The sequence below is a fragment of the Paenibacillus sp. P3E genome (assembly GCF_001909045.1).
GTDB lineage: Bacteria > Bacillota > Bacilli > Paenibacillales > Paenibacillaceae > Paenibacillus_AQ > Paenibacillus_AQ helianthi.
The window spans coordinates 1-14,501 of sequence record NZ_LVWH01000182.1 but is presented as its reverse complement, the minus strand read 5'-3'; the positions used below and the strand labels follow the sequence as shown (position 1 = coordinate 14,501).

General features: G+C 50.5%; 15 protein-coding genes. 14 read left to right on the top strand and 1 reads right to left on the bottom strand.

Features of this window, described 5'->3' with window-relative positions:
- Window positions 1–74 precede the first annotated feature (74 nt).
- From ndk to A3842_RS20460, 14 genes are all read left to right on the top strand, one after another.
- Window positions 75–518, top strand: a complete 444-nt coding sequence (gene ndk / locus A3842_RS20520) for a nucleoside-diphosphate kinase (RefSeq protein ID WP_074087619.1) — start codon at window positions 75–77, stop codon at window positions 516–518.
- A 26-nt stretch (window positions 519–544) separates the two neighbouring features.
- Window positions 545–1,348 carry a CheR family methyltransferase gene (locus tag A3842_RS20515; protein ID WP_074102575.1) on the top strand — a complete coding sequence of 268 codons (804 nt, stop codon included), beginning with the start codon at window positions 545–547 and terminating at the stop codon, window positions 1,346–1,348.
- A 117-nt stretch (window positions 1,349–1,465) separates the two neighbouring features.
- The gene (locus A3842_RS32630) at window positions 1,466–1,627 is read left to right on the top strand and encodes a hypothetical protein (RefSeq protein WP_167374672.1); all 162 of its coding nucleotides are present in this window, start codon (window positions 1,466–1,468) and stop codon (window positions 1,625–1,627) included.
- 197 nt (window positions 1,628–1,824) lie between these two features.
- Window positions 1,825–2,994: a chorismate synthase gene (gene aroC, locus A3842_RS20510; RefSeq protein WP_074102574.1), complete on the top strand. Its 1,170-nt coding sequence runs from the start codon at window positions 1,825–1,827 to the stop codon at window positions 2,992–2,994.
- Window positions 2,994–4,100, top strand: a complete 1,107-nt coding sequence (gene aroB, locus A3842_RS20505) for a 3-dehydroquinate synthase (RefSeq protein WP_371916013.1) — start codon at window positions 2,994–2,996, stop codon at window positions 4,098–4,100. The genes aroC and aroB overlap by 1 nt, the downstream gene beginning before the upstream one ends.
- Window positions 4,094–4,453 (top strand): chorismate mutase, encoded by a 360-nt coding sequence (gene aroH / locus A3842_RS20500; RefSeq protein WP_074087622.1) that lies wholly within the window; start codon window positions 4,094–4,096, stop codon window positions 4,451–4,453. Before aroB ends, aroH begins: the two co-directional genes overlap by 7 nt.
- A gap of 357 nt (window positions 4,454–4,810) precedes the next feature.
- Window positions 4,811–6,364: an anthranilate synthase component I gene (gene trpE / locus A3842_RS20495; protein ID WP_074102573.1), complete on the top strand. Its 1,554-nt coding sequence runs from the start codon at window positions 4,811–4,813 to the stop codon at window positions 6,362–6,364.
- Window positions 6,365–6,446: 82 nt separating this feature from the next.
- Entirely contained in the window at window positions 6,447–7,487 is a 1,041-nt protein-coding gene (gene trpD, locus A3842_RS20490; protein ID WP_074087624.1) for an anthranilate phosphoribosyltransferase, read from the top strand.
- Window positions 7,477–8,307 (top strand): indole-3-glycerol phosphate synthase TrpC, encoded by an 831-nt coding sequence (gene trpC / locus A3842_RS20485; RefSeq protein WP_074102572.1) that lies wholly within the window; start codon window positions 7,477–7,479, stop codon window positions 8,305–8,307. The genes trpD and trpC overlap by 11 nt, the downstream gene beginning before the upstream one ends.
- Window positions 8,300–8,980 (top strand): phosphoribosylanthranilate isomerase, encoded by a 681-nt coding sequence (locus A3842_RS20480; RefSeq protein WP_074102571.1) that lies wholly within the window; start codon window positions 8,300–8,302, stop codon window positions 8,978–8,980. The genes trpC and A3842_RS20480 overlap by 8 nt, the downstream gene beginning before the upstream one ends.
- A complete protein-coding gene (gene trpB, locus A3842_RS20475) occupies window positions 8,977–10,173 on the top strand; it encodes a tryptophan synthase subunit beta (RefSeq protein ID WP_074102570.1) in 1,197 nt (398 codons plus the stop codon). The genes A3842_RS20480 and trpB overlap by 4 nt, the downstream gene beginning before the upstream one ends.
- Window positions 10,173–10,994 carry a tryptophan synthase subunit alpha gene (trpA, locus tag A3842_RS20470; protein ID WP_074102569.1) on the top strand — a complete coding sequence of 274 codons (822 nt, stop codon included), beginning with the start codon at window positions 10,173–10,175 and terminating at the stop codon, window positions 10,992–10,994. Before trpB ends, trpA begins: the two co-directional genes overlap by 1 nt.
- A 55-nt stretch (window positions 10,995–11,049) precedes the next feature.
- Window positions 11,050–12,147 (top strand): histidinol-phosphate transaminase, encoded by a 1,098-nt coding sequence (gene hisC / locus A3842_RS20465; protein ID WP_074102568.1) that lies wholly within the window; start codon window positions 11,050–11,052, stop codon window positions 12,145–12,147.
- A gap of 48 nt (window positions 12,148–12,195) precedes the next feature.
- Window positions 12,196–13,290 carry a prephenate dehydrogenase gene (locus tag A3842_RS20460; protein WP_074102567.1) on the top strand — a complete coding sequence of 365 codons (1,095 nt, stop codon included), beginning with the start codon at window positions 12,196–12,198 and terminating at the stop codon, window positions 13,288–13,290.
- 104 nt (window positions 13,291–13,394) lie between these two features.
- On the opposite strand, the gene A3842_RS20455 is transcribed toward A3842_RS20460, so the two are convergent.
- Window positions 13,395–14,336 (bottom strand): ketopantoate reductase family protein, encoded by a 942-nt coding sequence (locus A3842_RS20455; RefSeq protein WP_074102566.1) that lies wholly within the window; start codon window positions 14,334–14,336, stop codon window positions 13,395–13,397.
- Window positions 14,337–14,501 lie beyond the last annotated feature (165 nt).

The window sequence follows — 14,501 nt, the reverse complement described above, 5'->3', positions numbered from 1 at the left end:
ATGGCGTGCTTTCTGATACTATCAAAAAAACAGCTAATTTTTTTTCGGAATAACAGAAAATGGAGAGTGACTCTATGGAGCAAACGTATCTGATGATTAAGCCGGATGGAGTACAACGCGGACTGATCGGGCGAATTGTGGCCCGACTGGAGGATAAGGGATTTAAGCTGGTTGCCGGTAAGCTGATTTCCGTTACGGAAGAGCAGGCGAAGAAGCACTATGCAGAACATGAAGGGAAAGACTTTTTTCCTGAATTGGTACGTTTTATCACCTCTGGGCCTGTATTCGCCATGGTATGGGAAGGCGATGATGTAGTAGCGTTATCCCGTATCATGATCGGTAAAACCAAGGTTGGGGAAGCTCTGCCGGGTACGATCCGTGGGGATTTTGCCAGTCATACCCCTCTGAACCTGATTCATGGTTCGGATTCACCGGAAAGCGCAAAGCGTGAAATTGCCAACTTCTTTGCTCCGGCTGAGCTGGCAGATTACACTAAAGACATCGCAGCCTGGATGTAGTTTCAGGCGGGAGGCAGGGGAAATGAATGGCTGAACGAGAAGAAACATCAACTGCAGAAGACCGGGATTACTCTGGTTTTATTCATAATGTCAAGCAGAGCACCGGTATTGATCTGGCCCAGTACAAGGAAGCGCAGATGAAACGTCGTCTGACCACGCTGCGTACGAAGAATGGCTATCCGTCTTTTAGTGATTTCTTTGCAGCAATGATGAAGGATAAAGCACTGTTCTATGAATTTCTGGACCGTATGACCATCAATGTCTCGGAATTCTGGCGCAATCCTAACCGCTGGGAGGTTCTGCGGGATACCATTCTGCCTGAGCTGCAGCGTTCGGGCCGCAGACTGAAACTATGGAGTGCCGCCTGCTCAACTGGTGAAGAGCCTTACACACTGGCCATGATCCTCTCGGATAAAAATATTCTGGCCCAGACTGGAATTCTGGCGACGGACATTGATGACGGTGCGCTGGCCAAAGCAAAGCAGGGCATTTATCTGGAGCGTTCGCTGAAGGATGTGCCGAAGGATGTAACCGGCCGCTATTTTACACCGGAAGGGCCTGTGTTCAAGGTCAGTGAAGGTCTCAAAAAAAATATAGACTTCCGCAAGCAGAACCTGCTGCTGGACAAGTTTGATGAAGGCTTCGATTTGATTATCTGCCGCAATGTTATGATTTATTTTACGGAAGAGGCCAAAAATAAGCTGTACCACAAGTTCTCGGCAAGCCTGCGCCCGGGCGGATATTTATTCGTGGGCAGTACAGAACAGATTTTCACACCGGCACAATACGGATTCGAGTCGACGGAGACGTTCTTTTACCGCAAGAAATAAACCCGCTGTAACGGCCAGGTTAGGCTTTCATTATGAATACGTATACTTTCGCATGGTTTCAGTGATACTGGATAGTAGAAATGATTACGTGCGCCATACGAAAGGTCGTTCATTCCAATGGATAAAAGCAAGGTCATTGATGCCTACAGACGCGGCTTCCTGACCGTCCGTGAATGCGGGCAAATTCTTGGTGTCGAAGAGCGGCAGCTGCAAAGTCTGCTCATGCTCGAAGAGGGCAAGTCAGCATGCATGCCGTCCGTCCGCAAAATCGGCAGCTGATACAGGGGCCGGTCAGGTTAGAATACAGCGTCGTCTTTACTCGCAAGAGTGGGGACGGCGCTGTTCTTTTTCGTGCTGATAGAGGGTATGCCGGACGTATCCCTTTCTTGTCAAAGCGGATTCCCTATACTATAATGAGCAAAGACATTTAACATTTTAGCGGTTTACAGTTTAAAAGTGTGAAGGGGGAACGCAGCATGAGTTTACGCTATTTAACAGCGGGGGAAACGCACGGCCCCCAGCTAACAGCCATTATTGAAGGACTGCCCAGCAATTTGACACTTAATTTTGAAGAGCTCAATTTTCAACTGCAGCGGCGGCAAAAAGGGTACGGGCGTGGACGCCGGATGCAGATTGAGAAGGATACTGCAGAAATCGTCGGCGGTGTGCGCCATGGTAATACAACAGGTGCCCCGGTGGCTCTGGTGGTTGAGAATAAGGATTGGACTCACTGGAAGAATATTATGAATATCGAACCTATCCCTGGCAGCGATGAAGAGAAGCGACGCGTCAACCGTCCTCGTCCTGGACATGCGGACCTGAATGGCGGATTGAAGTATAACCTGACTGACCTGCGTAATGTTCTGGAGCGCTCCAGTGCCCGTGAAACGGCAGCAAGAGTAGCAGTTGGGGCAGTGGCCCGTCAGCTACTCGCAGCGTTCGGAGTAAAGATCGCAGGACAGGTCATCCGTATCGGTGAGATTGAGGCGCCTGCCAATGATCTGCCTATTGATGAGTTGATTGAGCAGACTGAAGCTTCTTCTGTGAGAGTGGTGGATAAAGAGACTGAGCAGAAGATGGAAGCTTACATAGACAAGATCAAGGAGGAAGGCGACTCCATTGGCGGTATTGTGGAATGTATCGTCGAGGGCCTGCCTGTTGGTCTGGGCAGCTATGTGCAGTATGACCGTAAGCTGGATAGTGCCATAGCGGGAGCAGTAATGTCCATCAATGCCTTCAAAGGTGTTGAAATCGGCATTGGCTTTGAAGCAGGCAAGCTGCGGGGCTCCCAGGTTCATGATGAGATCATGTATGAAGCTTCCCGGGGATACTACCGGGCAAGCAATCGTCTGGGCGGCTTTGAAGGCGGAATGACTAACGGAATGCCGGTTGTGGTCCGCGGAGTCATGAAGCCCATTCCGACGCTGTATAAGCCGCTGCAGAGTGTAGATATTGATACCAAAGAGCCATTCACTGCTCAGGTGGAACGTTCCGATGCTTGTGCTGTACCAGCTGCTTGTGTAGTTCTTGAGAATGTGGTTGCCTGGGAAATCGCCAAGGCATTTCTGGATAAGTTTGGTGGCGATTCCATCGAGGAAATCAGAGCCAATTATAATAGCTACCAGGCGCAACTGGAGAGCTACTGATGGTGCGCAGCATTACGGTAGACTTAGGTGAACGTTCCTATCCGATCCATATTGGCAGCGGACTCCTTCGGGACATCGGGCGGCAATGTGTTCAGGCTGGATTCCCGCTCCGAAGTCCACTGCTCGTCGTCAGTGACAGTGAAGTGGCTCCACGTTACCTTCCGGTGGTGGAGGCCTCCCTGCGGGAACAGGGATATTCTGTAGTTAGCCACGTTATTGAAGCTGGTGAAGCGTCCAAATCCCTGGCTGTGTATGAAGATGTTATTACTACGGCAATTCAGGCCGGTCTGGACCGCAGTTCGGCGGTACTTGCACTGGGTGGCGGTGTAGTTGGGGATTTGGCGGGCTTTGTCGCCGCATCCTACATGCGGGGAATAGGGTTCGTTCAGATTCCTACTACCATTCTGGCTCACGACAGCAGTGTGGGTGGGAAGGTAGCGGTTAACCATCCCCTGGCGAAAAACATGATCGGAGCTTTTTATCAGCCCACGATGGTAGTCTATGATCTGGATACCCTGAGTACACTACCGCCGCGCCAAGTCTCTTCCGGATTAGCCGAAGTGGTGAAGCATGGTCTGATTCTGGACCGTGAGTTTGCTTACTGGTGCCGTGAGCATGCTTCTGCGCTCCTTGCTCTAAATGCAGAGGCGCTGGGTTACGCTCTGGAACGAGGGTGTGCAATCAAGGCTGAAGTTGTTGGTAATGACGAGCGCGAGCATGGGCAAAGAGCGATTCTGAATCTAGGACATACGATCGGGCACGCTATAGAAGCGGTAGGTGGATATGGAGTATTTCTCCACGGTGAAGCCATCGCTATCGGAATGGCCGGGTCTGCGCTTTTAGCTGCCAAGCTAGGCCGGGATCAAGCCATTTATGAGGATACCGTTTCGATGCTGTCCGCACTGGGGCTGCCTGTAAGACTGCCTGCGGAGTACAGTGAGGATGAATTAATGGAAGCAATGATGCATGATAAGAAATTCAAGGAAGGCAAGATGACTTTTATCGTACCGGATTCAATCGGCGTTGTCAGTATCGTAAATGATGTGCAGCAAAGTGCCGTCCGTGAGGTTATCTCGCAGCTTAAGGAGGAGGGAAGCCCATGGTGAACCGGGGTATTCGCGGTGCAACGACCGTATCCAATAATGAGGAAAACGAGATTTTGCGTGAAACGGTTGTACTGCTGCGCGAAATTGTAGAGCGTAATGATGTCATTGCGGAAGATATCTGTAGTGTATGGATTACTGTCACCGGTGATCTGGATGCTACCTTTCCGGCACGTGCTATTCGTGAAATTGAAGGCTGGGATCTGGTGCCTTTGATGTGCTCCGTGGAAATACCCGTCAAAGGCGGCCTGCCTATGTGCATCCGGTTGATGGTACAGGTGAACACGGACAAGTCACAACGGGATATCCGCCATGTCTATCTAAATGAAGCCCAGAGGCTCCGTCCGGATCTCTAACAGAAGAAGTAACAAATTATCTGTACGGGGTTGCCATAGACCAAAGTCATCATGTATAGTGTAGTTAGCCGAGTGAAGCAGAGTTTAGTTTAGATGAGATGAGTATAGTTGAGCAGAGTGCAGGATTTTAGTTGAGTACAGGCATACCGTTTGTTTGCAGATCTCTTTTTTGGGTACCCTTTGGTGCTAATTTTGCACTATAGTTGTATTCATTAATGAGAGTAGTGCAACCATTCAGATGGTTTTATGCCGGTCCTTTGCGCTTTTTCATATACTTACTTACACAAACCTCTACTTCGGTAGAGGTTTTTCTGTATTTCGGACAATATAAACCAACATCCCAAGGAGGTATCCCAAGTGACCCATCCAAAAGTAGAAGAAGTGCTGTCTCTGTCGCGGGAATATAATTTGATTCCTGTAGTGAAAAGGCTGCTCGCCGATATGGAGACACCCATCCGGTTATTCTCGCGTTTTGCCGAGCAGGACCGGGCATTTTTGCTGGAAAGTGTAGAGGGCGGGATCCAATGGGCGCGGTATTCTTTTATCGGCAGTGAGCCCTTCCTGATGATTTCCGGTAAAAAGGGCGTGATCCATGTTGAGGTCGGCGGAGAGAAGAGACAGGTGCTCGGCAAACCTGTTGAAGAACTGAAAGCACTGCTTCGCTCCTACCGCAGTCCCAAGCTGGAAGGGATGCCTCCTTTTACCGGCGGTGCTATTGGATTCTTCGGATATGACTTGCTGCAGTATTATGAAAAGCTGTCGTCCCATGCAGTGGACGATTTGAACATGGATGATATCCGGTTCATGTTCTGCGACCGTATTATTGTGTTCGATCATGTGAAGCAGCAAATTCTGCTGGTGGGAAACCTGCACATCAAGGATGGCGATACAGACTCCGATATCCGAGCCGGATATGAGGAGCTGAGCCGCCGCTTAGAGGATATGGCTGAAGAGCTGCAGAAGGAAGGTCCCAAAGAGAACGTTAACCGGCGCAGCATTCCCCACGACATCGAACTTGGTGAGATTCATTCTAATCTTACCAAAGAACAATATATCAGCAATGTGGAACAGGCGAAGGAATACATCCGGGCCGGGGATATTTTTCAGGTAGTGCTGTCCCAGCGGCTGCATATTGAAACTGAAGTATCACCCCTGCATGTCTACCGGATGCTGCGTACGCTCAACCCTTCGCCTTATATGTATTATCTGAAAATGGATGAGGAAATTATCGTGGGCACTTCACCCGAGGCCTTGGTCAAAGTCGATGGAAACCGTGTAGAGACCCGTCCGATTGCCGGAACCCGGCCCCGCGGGGAGAATGAAGAACAGGACCGGGCCCTGACCGCTGAACTGCTTGAGGATGAGAAGGAACGGGCGGAACACCTGATGCTGGTGGATCTCGGCCGTAATGACCTCGGGAGGGTTTCAAAATTTGGTACGGTGAAATGCGATTCCTTCATGGAAATAGAGAAATACTCGCATGTGATGCATATGGTCTCCAATGTGTCAGGCACACTTGACGAGGGTAAGAATTTCTTCGATGCTTTCCTCTCCTGTCTGCCGGCAGGCACGGTTTCCGGTGCGCCGAAGCTGCGGGCGATGGAAATTATCGCAGAGCTGGAACAGGAAGCAAGAGGTGCATACGCCGGAGCTATAGGGTATCTTGGATTTTCCGGAAACATGGACTCCTGTATCACAATCCGTACCATTATTTTCCGTAAAGGACGTGCTTATGTTCAGGCTGGGGCGGGAATTGTCTGGGATTCTGTACCGGAGAAGGAATATGAAGAGACGGTCAACAAAGCTAAAGGGATGCTGAAGGCCATTCGGATGGCAGAGGCTATGTTCCCGTCAGAGATCAAAGAAAAGCAGGTTATCAACCAGGATTACATGTATGAATATACCCCTTAATCAGGGATGACCCAATATAGAATCTAAAATCAGGGATGACCCAATATAGAATCTAAAGGATAATGATGAGGAGGAGATAACGATGGATGCAAGCCAATTGATTCAAGCAGGAATAGCCGCTCTGATCGAGGGCCGGAATCTGAACCGCGTGCAGGCGCGCGAGATTATGGGTACAATTATGGAAGGATCGGCCTCACCGGTACAGATAGGCTCTCTGCTGACCGCGCTGCGGATCAAGGGGGAAACAGTTGAAGAGATCACCGGCTTCGCGGAAGCGATGCGGGGATTCAGCACACATGTGCTTACAGAACGCTCACAGCTTCTGGATACGTGCGGAACCGGAGGCTCCGGCATTCATAAGTTCAATATATCCACGGCCTCGGCGATAATATCTTCCGCAGCTTCCGTCCGAGTAGCCAAGCACGGAAACCGTTCCGCATCGGGCAGAGCGGGCAGCGCCGATGTGCTTGAGGCGCTTGGAGTCAATATTCATCTAAATGCAGATCAGGCCGTTCAGTGTTTGGAAAGTATAGGTATTTGTTTCCTGTTTGCCCAAATCTATCATCCATCGATGAAGCATGCCGCAGCCCCCCGAAAAGAACTCGGGTTCCGCACGGTGTTCAATATGTTGGGGCCGCTAACCAATCCGGCAGGGGCTGACCGTCAGCTGATGGGTATCTACGACCGGGACAAAACAGAAATTGTAGCTAATGTCCTGAAAGAGCTGGGGTCCAAACGGGCGATGATTGTGAGCAGTCTGGATGGTCTGGATGAGATCAGTATTTCAGCACCCACCCAGGTGTCCGAACTGAAGAATGGTGTAGTAACCACGTATGAGATCAATCCACAGGAACTGGGATTAAGCACGCATCCGCTGGAGGATGTGCTTGGCGGTGACGCGGCGGAGAATGCGGCTATAATCACCGGAGTGCTGCAAGGCGGACTGAATCCATACCGTGATATTGTTCTTGCCAATGCAGGTGCCTGCATTTATGTAGCTGGACTTGCAGATACGTTAAAAGAAGGTGTAGATAAGGCTAGAACTGTAGTGGATTCCGGTGCTGCGCTGCTGAAGCTGGAGCAGCTTAAAGCCATGACGAAGGAGCTTGATTATGTATCTTGAACGGATTGTCGCCACCAAAGTCAAGGAAGTAGAAGCCTTAAGTAAGACGTTCTCTATAGAAGAGGCCAAGCGGCAGATTGCAGTACTGCCACCAACGAGAGGGTTCCGCAACGCGCTTACAAAATCGCGGAACCGATCTATGGGGCTAATTGCCGAGGTGAAGAAGGCTTCGCCTTCCAAAGGACTGATCCGGGCGGATTTCGATCCGGTATCCATAGCTCAGGGCTATGCAGCGGGAGGAGCGGATTGTTTATCAGTCCTTACGGATAAAGACTATTTTCAGGGCAGCAGCGCATATCTTCAGCAGGCAAGGGAAGCCGTAAATCTTCCACTGCTGCGCAAGGATTTCATCATTGACGAACGTCAGATCTACGAAGCGCGTCTCCTGGGGGCGGATGCCATATTGCTGATAGCAGCGATTCTGACACCAGAACAACTAATTTCCTTCACCGACATAGCGGCGGAGCTGGGACTTGATATACTGATTGAGGTTCATGACCGGAGCGAATTGGAAATGGTTCTGGCGACCGGAAAGGTAGAACATCCGGGGGTTCTGCTAGGCATCAACAACCGGAATTTGCGAACATTCGAAACCGCATTAGCCACAACAGCGGAACTTGCTGCGCTTCTTCCCGCCACAGTTCCTGTGATCAGCGAGAGTGGAATAGCCGGACCTGCTGATATCGATTATCTGAAGACTACAGGAGCGATCGGTGTTCTGGTGGGAGAGTATCTGATGCGCCAGCCGGATGTGGAACAAGCAGTGAACGAACTGCTGGGTTCGCTGCCGGAAGGAAAGGAACGTGCCGCACATGGCTGAGGCGGTGGTAAAAATCTGTGGACTTCAGGACGTTGAAGTGCTAAAATCTATGAAGCGATTACCTCTGGATTATGTGGGATTTGTGTTTGCTGAGAGCCGTCGCAAGGTCAGTCCTGAGCATGCATCAGAGCTCATAGCTGAACTTGCTGGATGGGAGAACGGGAAGCCCCCCCTTGCGGCTGGAGTGTTTGTGAATCCTTCACTTGATGAGCTAGCCTCAATACTTTCTACGGTGCCACTGGATGTTGTTCAGCTGCATGGCCAGGAGAGTGCAGACTATTGCCGGGCCGTCAAAGCAGCTTTTCCGCAGGTGCAGGTATGGAAGGCTCTTTCTGTAGCCGATAGTGAAGCTAACTCTGCCGGGAACGGCCCTCATACTTTGCAGCAATATGCCGGTACGATAGATGCCCTCCTGCTGGATACATATGACCCGGCCGGCAGCGGCGGCTTGGGTCGAACGTTTGAGTGGGAGAGGATTCCAGCGTATCAACAGAAAGCTTCTGAATATGGTCTGCCCTTATTTGTAGCGGGTGGACTGCATCCGGATAATGTGCGTGAACTGTTGAATGGCTATGCTCCATATGGTGTGGATGTTTCAAGCGGAGTAGAGAGCGATGGAATGAAGGACATCGTTAAAATAACAGCTTTTGTGGAAAGGGTGAAGCAATCATGATACAAGTACCGGACAAGAATGGACGTTTTGGTTCTTTTGGAGGCCGCTTCGTTCCTGAAACGTTGATGAATGCACTGATCGAGCTGGAGGAGGCCTACAACAGGTTTTCCGCAGATCCGGCTTTTCAGAAGGAAGTAGATTATCTGCTCAAGCAATACTCTGGACGTGAGACCCCTCTGTATTATGCTGAGCGCTTCAGTAAGCATCTGGGAGAGGCTAAAATATATTTAAAACGTGAAGACCTTAACCATACCGGAGCACACAAAATCAACAATGCAATTGGCCAGGGCATCCTTGCCAAATTGATGGGTAAAACCAAAGTGATCGCCGAGACCGGAGCAGGCCAGCATGGGGTTGCCACGGCCACAGTAGCGGCTCTGCTAGGGATGGAATGCAAGGTGTTCATGGGTGAAGAGGACACTCGCCGTCAGGCTTTGAACGTGTTCCGTATGAAGCTGCTAGGGGCAGAAGTCATTCCTGTGACCTCCGGTTCGCGGACACTCAAGGACGCTGGGAATGAAGCGCTTCGCTACTGGGTGAGCAACGTTGAGGACACCTTCTACGTGCTGGGTTCTGCTGTAGGCCCTCATCCATACCCGATGATGGTCCGCAATTTCCAGCGGATTATCGGCGATGAGACGCGGCGGCAGATTCTGGAGGCCGAAGGAAGGCTGCCGGATCTTCTGGTAGCGGCAGTAGGAGGAGGCAGCAACGCGATCGGTATGTTCTACCCGTTCATGGAGGATGAGCAGGTGGGGATGATCGGGGTGGAAGCTGCCGGCAAAGGCGTTGATACTCCGTTCCACGCGGCTACCATGAGTAAAGGTACCCAAGGGGTGTTCCAGGGTTCACTTAGTTATTTGCTTCAGGATGAACATGGACAGGTACAGGAGGCACATTCGATCTCGGCCGGACTGGACTATCCGGGAGTAGGCCCTGAGCATTCCTATCTTAAGGATGTTCATCGGGCGCAATATGTGCCGGTTACGGATGATGAAGCCCTGGAAGCCCTCAAGCTGCTTTGCGTAACAGAAGGTATTATTCCGGCTCTTGAATCTGCCCATGCTATCGCGCATGTAACGAAGCTCGGACCGACTCTGACCAAGGACGATATCGTGGTAATCTGTTTGTCGGGACGCGGCGATAAAGACGTTGAGTCGATTATGGCCTACACAGAAGGAGCGGGTAAGTGATGACAACCGAAACAACGAACCGGATGGATTTGACCTTCCGTAAGCTGAAAGAGGAGGGCCGGACGGCGCTAATTCCTTTCTTGACTGTAGGCGATCCGGATCTGGAGACGACGCTTGCGATCATCGCTGAGCTGGAAGCGGCAGGCGCAGATATCCTGGAGCTGGGTGTGCCTTATTCTGATCCGCTGGCGGACGGTCCGGTGATCCAGCGGGCCTCTTCCAGAGCGCTGCGCGGCAATATACATCTTCGCACCTGCATGGAAACCGCGTTAAAAGCACGCCAGGCTGGAAGCAAACTGCCATTTATCCTTTTTACTTATTACAATCCGGTCATGCAAATGGGACTGGACAACTTTTTCTCTCTGCTTGATGCCCATGAGATCAGTGGTCTGATTATTCCTGATCTCCCGGTTGAAGAGTCAGCGGACATGCGTGAGCGGAGCCGGACTGCCGGAGTAAATCTGATTCCGCTTGTAGCACCTACCTCCAGCGAACGGATTGCCCGTATTGTCTCCGGGGCCAGTGGTTTCGTCTACTGCGTTTCCTCGCTTGGAGTCACAGGAGAACGTTCTTCTTTTCATACCGGAGTGGATGAATTCATAGCATCTGTCCGTCAAGCTACTGATCTTCCTGTGGCGGTAGGTTTTGGTATATCGACCGCCGAGCAGGTGGCGCGGTTTGCCCGCATCTGTGATGGAGTAGTAGTAGGCAGTGCTATTGTCCGCAAGGTCGAGGATGTCATACCGCTTCTGGATAATCCGGCTACCCGAAGTGATGGCCTGTTGCAAATTCGTGAATTTGTGGCACAATTGAAACCATAACGTCTGCTGGCAGACCTGTACCCGTTGTAATATTTATGGAGAGCGAGGACCTTTCATGAACCCGAAACCGAATATCGTTAACCTTCCTGTGTACAAACCGGGAAAGCCTATTGAGGAAGTAAAGAAAGAGCTTGGTTTAAACGATGTCATTAAGCTGGCTTCGAACGAGAACCCGTATGGTTCCTCACCAAGTGCAAGAGCAGCGATCATGGCAGAGCTTGATCATCTGAATCTCTATCCTGACGGCTCGGCGGCCGAATTGACCGCTGCACTGGCTGATCATCTTGGTGTTCAGAGCAATAATATCATCTTTGGCTGCGGCTCCGATGAGATTATCGCCTTGATTGCCCGTGCGTTTTTCCTGCCGGGAGACGAGACGATTATGGCAGATCAGACCTTTTCCGTATATAAAAGCAATGCTGATATTGAAGGCGCCGTCTCCATTGAAGTGCCTCTGGTAAATGGTACACATGATTTGGACGCCATGCTGGCCCGCATTACAGAGCGCACCAAAATTATCTGGATCTGCAATCCCAATAATCCAACCGGAACGATTGTACCGGAGGAAGCGCTTGTCACTTTCCTGAATGCTGTACCGGCAGGGGTGATGGTTGTTCTGGATGAGGCATATTTTGAATATGTGACCGATCTTTCGTATTCCAATGGAATCAAGCTGCTTGAATCCTATCCGAACCTGGTTGTACTCCGGACATTCTCCAAGATTTATGGCCTGGCTGCACTTCGTATCGGCTATGGGGTGGCGAGTCCGACGATTATTTCGTTGATTAACAAGGTTCGGGAGCCGTTTAATACTACACGTCTGGCTCAGGTCGGAGCATTGGCTGCACTGGCTGATCAGGAGTATGTACAGGAGTGCCGCCGTCTTAACAGTGCAGGTATCGTACAGCTCCAAGCTGAATTCAAACGGCTGGACCTTGCATTCTTCCCGGCACATGGGAATTTCATTATGGTGGATGTACGGAAACCGGCTGATGGTGTTTTTGATGCATTGCTGCGGCAGGGAATCATTGTCAGAGCAGGACAAAAGCTGTACCCTACCTATATTCGTGTCACCGTCGGTTCGGCGGAACAGAATAAGGCGTTCATTACTGCGCTGGAACAGGCGCTCCAGGAACAGGGAGTACAGGTCTAAGGACCAACTGACAAGACGAATCTACAGAAGGCGGGTAGTTCAAAGAACATGACGACAAAAATAGCAATTTTCGGTGTCGGTCTGATCGGAGGCTCACTGGCCCTTTGCTTCAAAGGCAAGGAGGGTCTGACCGTTACGGGCCATGCCCACCGTCCTGAATCGGCAAAAAAGTACGTCAGCAGAGGCGTGGTCGATCAAGCCACACTTTCTCTTGAGGAAGCGGCGCTGGACGCTGATTTCATTTTTTTGTGCGTGCCTGTAGGCATGCTAGAAGATTACTTGCAACGGCTTAGTAAGCTTCCTTTGAAGCCCGGTTGTATCATTACAGATGTTGGCAGCACCAAGGCCACGATTGCCGCCTGTGCGGTTTCACTGAACCTGCCCGGGGTGCATTTTATTGGCGGGCATCCAATGGCCGGGTCGGAACGCTCCGGTGTGGAGGCTGCATCTTCACTGTTGTTCGAGAATGCCTATTATGTCCTGACACCACCGCCGGGAGTGCCGGAGGAAGCGTATCAGGCCCTTGAAGCTTTGCTTCTACATACCAAAGCGCAGATTGTCCGGCTTAATCCCGAGCGCCATGATGAGATTGTCGGGGCCATCAGCCATTTGCCGCATATTATTGCAGTTGCGCTGGTGAATCAGATCCGCGCATATGACGATACTGATTCCCTGTACAGCACTTTGGCGGCAGGGGGCTTCCGTGATATTACAAGAATTGCGTCCAGTGATCCAATCATCTGGCGTGATATTCTGCTGAACAACCGCTCAGTTATGCTTCGGCTGCTGAGGGATTGGAATGATGAGGTTTCGTCATTCGTTCAATTGCTGGAGAATGCGGATGGGGAAGGCATTGAAGAAGCATTCCTTGAAGCAGGTGGTTTCCGCAGCCAACTGCCGGAACGGCGCAAAGGAATGATTACTCCGTTGTTCGATCTGCATATCGATGTTCCCGATCATCCCGGGATTATCGGACGGATCGCTACGGAACTGGGTGATCAGGGCATCAACCTTAGTAATGTTCAGATTATCGAGAGCCGGGAGGATGTTCCGGGCATTATGCGCCTGTCCTTCCGCCAGGAGAATGATATGGAGCGGGCGAAGATTCTGCTGCAGCACCACGATTATACAGTTTACGTATAAGGCCAGTAAGGCTGGATAATATCCCCTTCAAGCAGTCACTCCTTCAAACCCATACATCAGTATGTGGAAGAGTGAGCTTGAAGGGGATTTTTGTTGCGGAAGGGTTACCTCTGCGGGAGCGGAGAATAATTTTCGAGCGTATCCCAATGAGGTGTGGGAATGTTCGCTCTGCTCTTTAAATCATTGAAGGCTTGATATAATGCAGACATCTCGTCAGCGGACACTGCTTTATCACCCAGGAGAATTTTGCCGACAGGGGTGGACAGCATAAGCTTCAGCAGGATATAGAACATTTTCCGTTGTTCCCGGGCCAATTTGATTTGACTCGCAGGTGCAACAGTATATCCGAGCTTCTCCAAGACTTGATGGCCCTCATCTACAGCAGCTATGACATGATGAAGCAGCATGTTGTCTTTTATAGCCTTGCGTAAGTCCCCATTATAAGAAGGGGCAATGAAATTCAGAGGCAGGATCATCACAAAGTGGCTTTTCAGCCATTCATCCATATGGTTATGGTAGACTAATTTATATTTCGTGTTCACAAAAGCTTGGTCAATCACCGCCCGCCAAGAAAGCTCCTCACCTAAACCGCCAATGGTCATTTGCACCTTTGGAGCTCGTACGCAGTTCACCCGGCCGTTCTCCCTCCAGCCAGCACTCAACTGAAACCCGAAGGCAACCTGTTTCTTCACCGAACTGTGGGTTTCCAGATAATCGCGCATCTCTGAGGGGCTGGCATTATTCCCTACGAGGACTATATGACTGCTATGGTTCGCTGCAAGAGCAGGCAGTACCGCTCGGAAATCCGGATATTTCATCACTACAAAAACAAGGTCGTAGATATCCTCTGGCTGCAATTCACTGATCACATTTACCTTATCAGCCGTGGTACGGAATTGGAAATAATGCCGGATGACATTCCCGTTCTTTTGCAATTCATCCAGCCGCCCTCCTCTGGCCAGCATGGTCACATTGTTGCCTCCGCGCACCAGCACATGGGCTAAATAACTTCCCAAAACTCCGGCCCCATACACCAATATTCTCATAAAATAGTCCCTCCGTATCAAGTAACCTATTCTGCATATAAGTTTTTAAATATTCGTATTCATATTTAAAAATTAATACAGCTCGATTCTAGCCCTAACCCAAGCCTTTTGTCAATAAGTTTTGAAATATCTCTCTCGATATTTCAAAACTAAGCGAATCATGAT

What these genes read in the sequence shown, in the direction of transcription:
- ndk (WP_074087619.1), top strand. Translation starts at nt 75, where the DNA reads ATGGAGCAAACGTATCTGATGATTAAGCCGGATGGAGTACAACGCGGA.
- A3842_RS20515 (WP_074102575.1), top strand. Translation starts at nt 545, where the DNA reads ATGGCTGAACGAGAAGAAACATCAACTGCAGAAGACCGGGATTACTCT.
- A3842_RS32630 (WP_167374672.1), top strand. Translation starts at nt 1,466, where the DNA reads ATGGATAAAAGCAAGGTCATTGATGCCTACAGACGCGGCTTCCTGACC.
- aroC (WP_074102574.1), top strand. Translation starts at nt 1,825, where the DNA reads ATGAGTTTACGCTATTTAACAGCGGGGGAAACGCACGGCCCCCAGCTA.
- aroB (WP_371916013.1), top strand. Translation starts at nt 2,994, where the DNA reads ATGGTGCGCAGCATTACGGTAGACTTAGGTGAACGTTCCTATCCGATC.
- aroH (WP_074087622.1), top strand. Translation starts at nt 4,094, where the DNA reads ATGGTGAACCGGGGTATTCGCGGTGCAACGACCGTATCCAATAATGAG.
- trpD (WP_074087624.1), top strand. Translation starts at nt 6,447, where the DNA reads ATGGATGCAAGCCAATTGATTCAAGCAGGAATAGCCGCTCTGATCGAG.
- trpC (WP_074102572.1), top strand. Translation starts at nt 7,477, where the DNA reads ATGTATCTTGAACGGATTGTCGCCACCAAAGTCAAGGAAGTAGAAGCC.
- A3842_RS20480 (WP_074102571.1), top strand. Translation starts at nt 8,300, where the DNA reads ATGGCTGAGGCGGTGGTAAAAATCTGTGGACTTCAGGACGTTGAAGTG.
- trpB (WP_074102570.1), top strand. Translation starts at nt 8,977, where the DNA reads ATGATACAAGTACCGGACAAGAATGGACGTTTTGGTTCTTTTGGAGGC.
- trpA (WP_074102569.1), top strand. Translation starts at nt 10,173, where the DNA reads ATGACAACCGAAACAACGAACCGGATGGATTTGACCTTCCGTAAGCTG.
- hisC (WP_074102568.1), top strand. Translation starts at nt 11,050, where the DNA reads ATGAACCCGAAACCGAATATCGTTAACCTTCCTGTGTACAAACCGGGA.
- A3842_RS20460 (WP_074102567.1), top strand. Translation starts at nt 12,196, where the DNA reads ATGACGACAAAAATAGCAATTTTCGGTGTCGGTCTGATCGGAGGCTCA.
- A3842_RS20455 (WP_074102566.1), bottom strand. Translation starts at nt 14,336, where the DNA reads ATGAGAATATTGGTGTATGGGGCCGGAGTTTTGGGAAGTTATTTAGCC.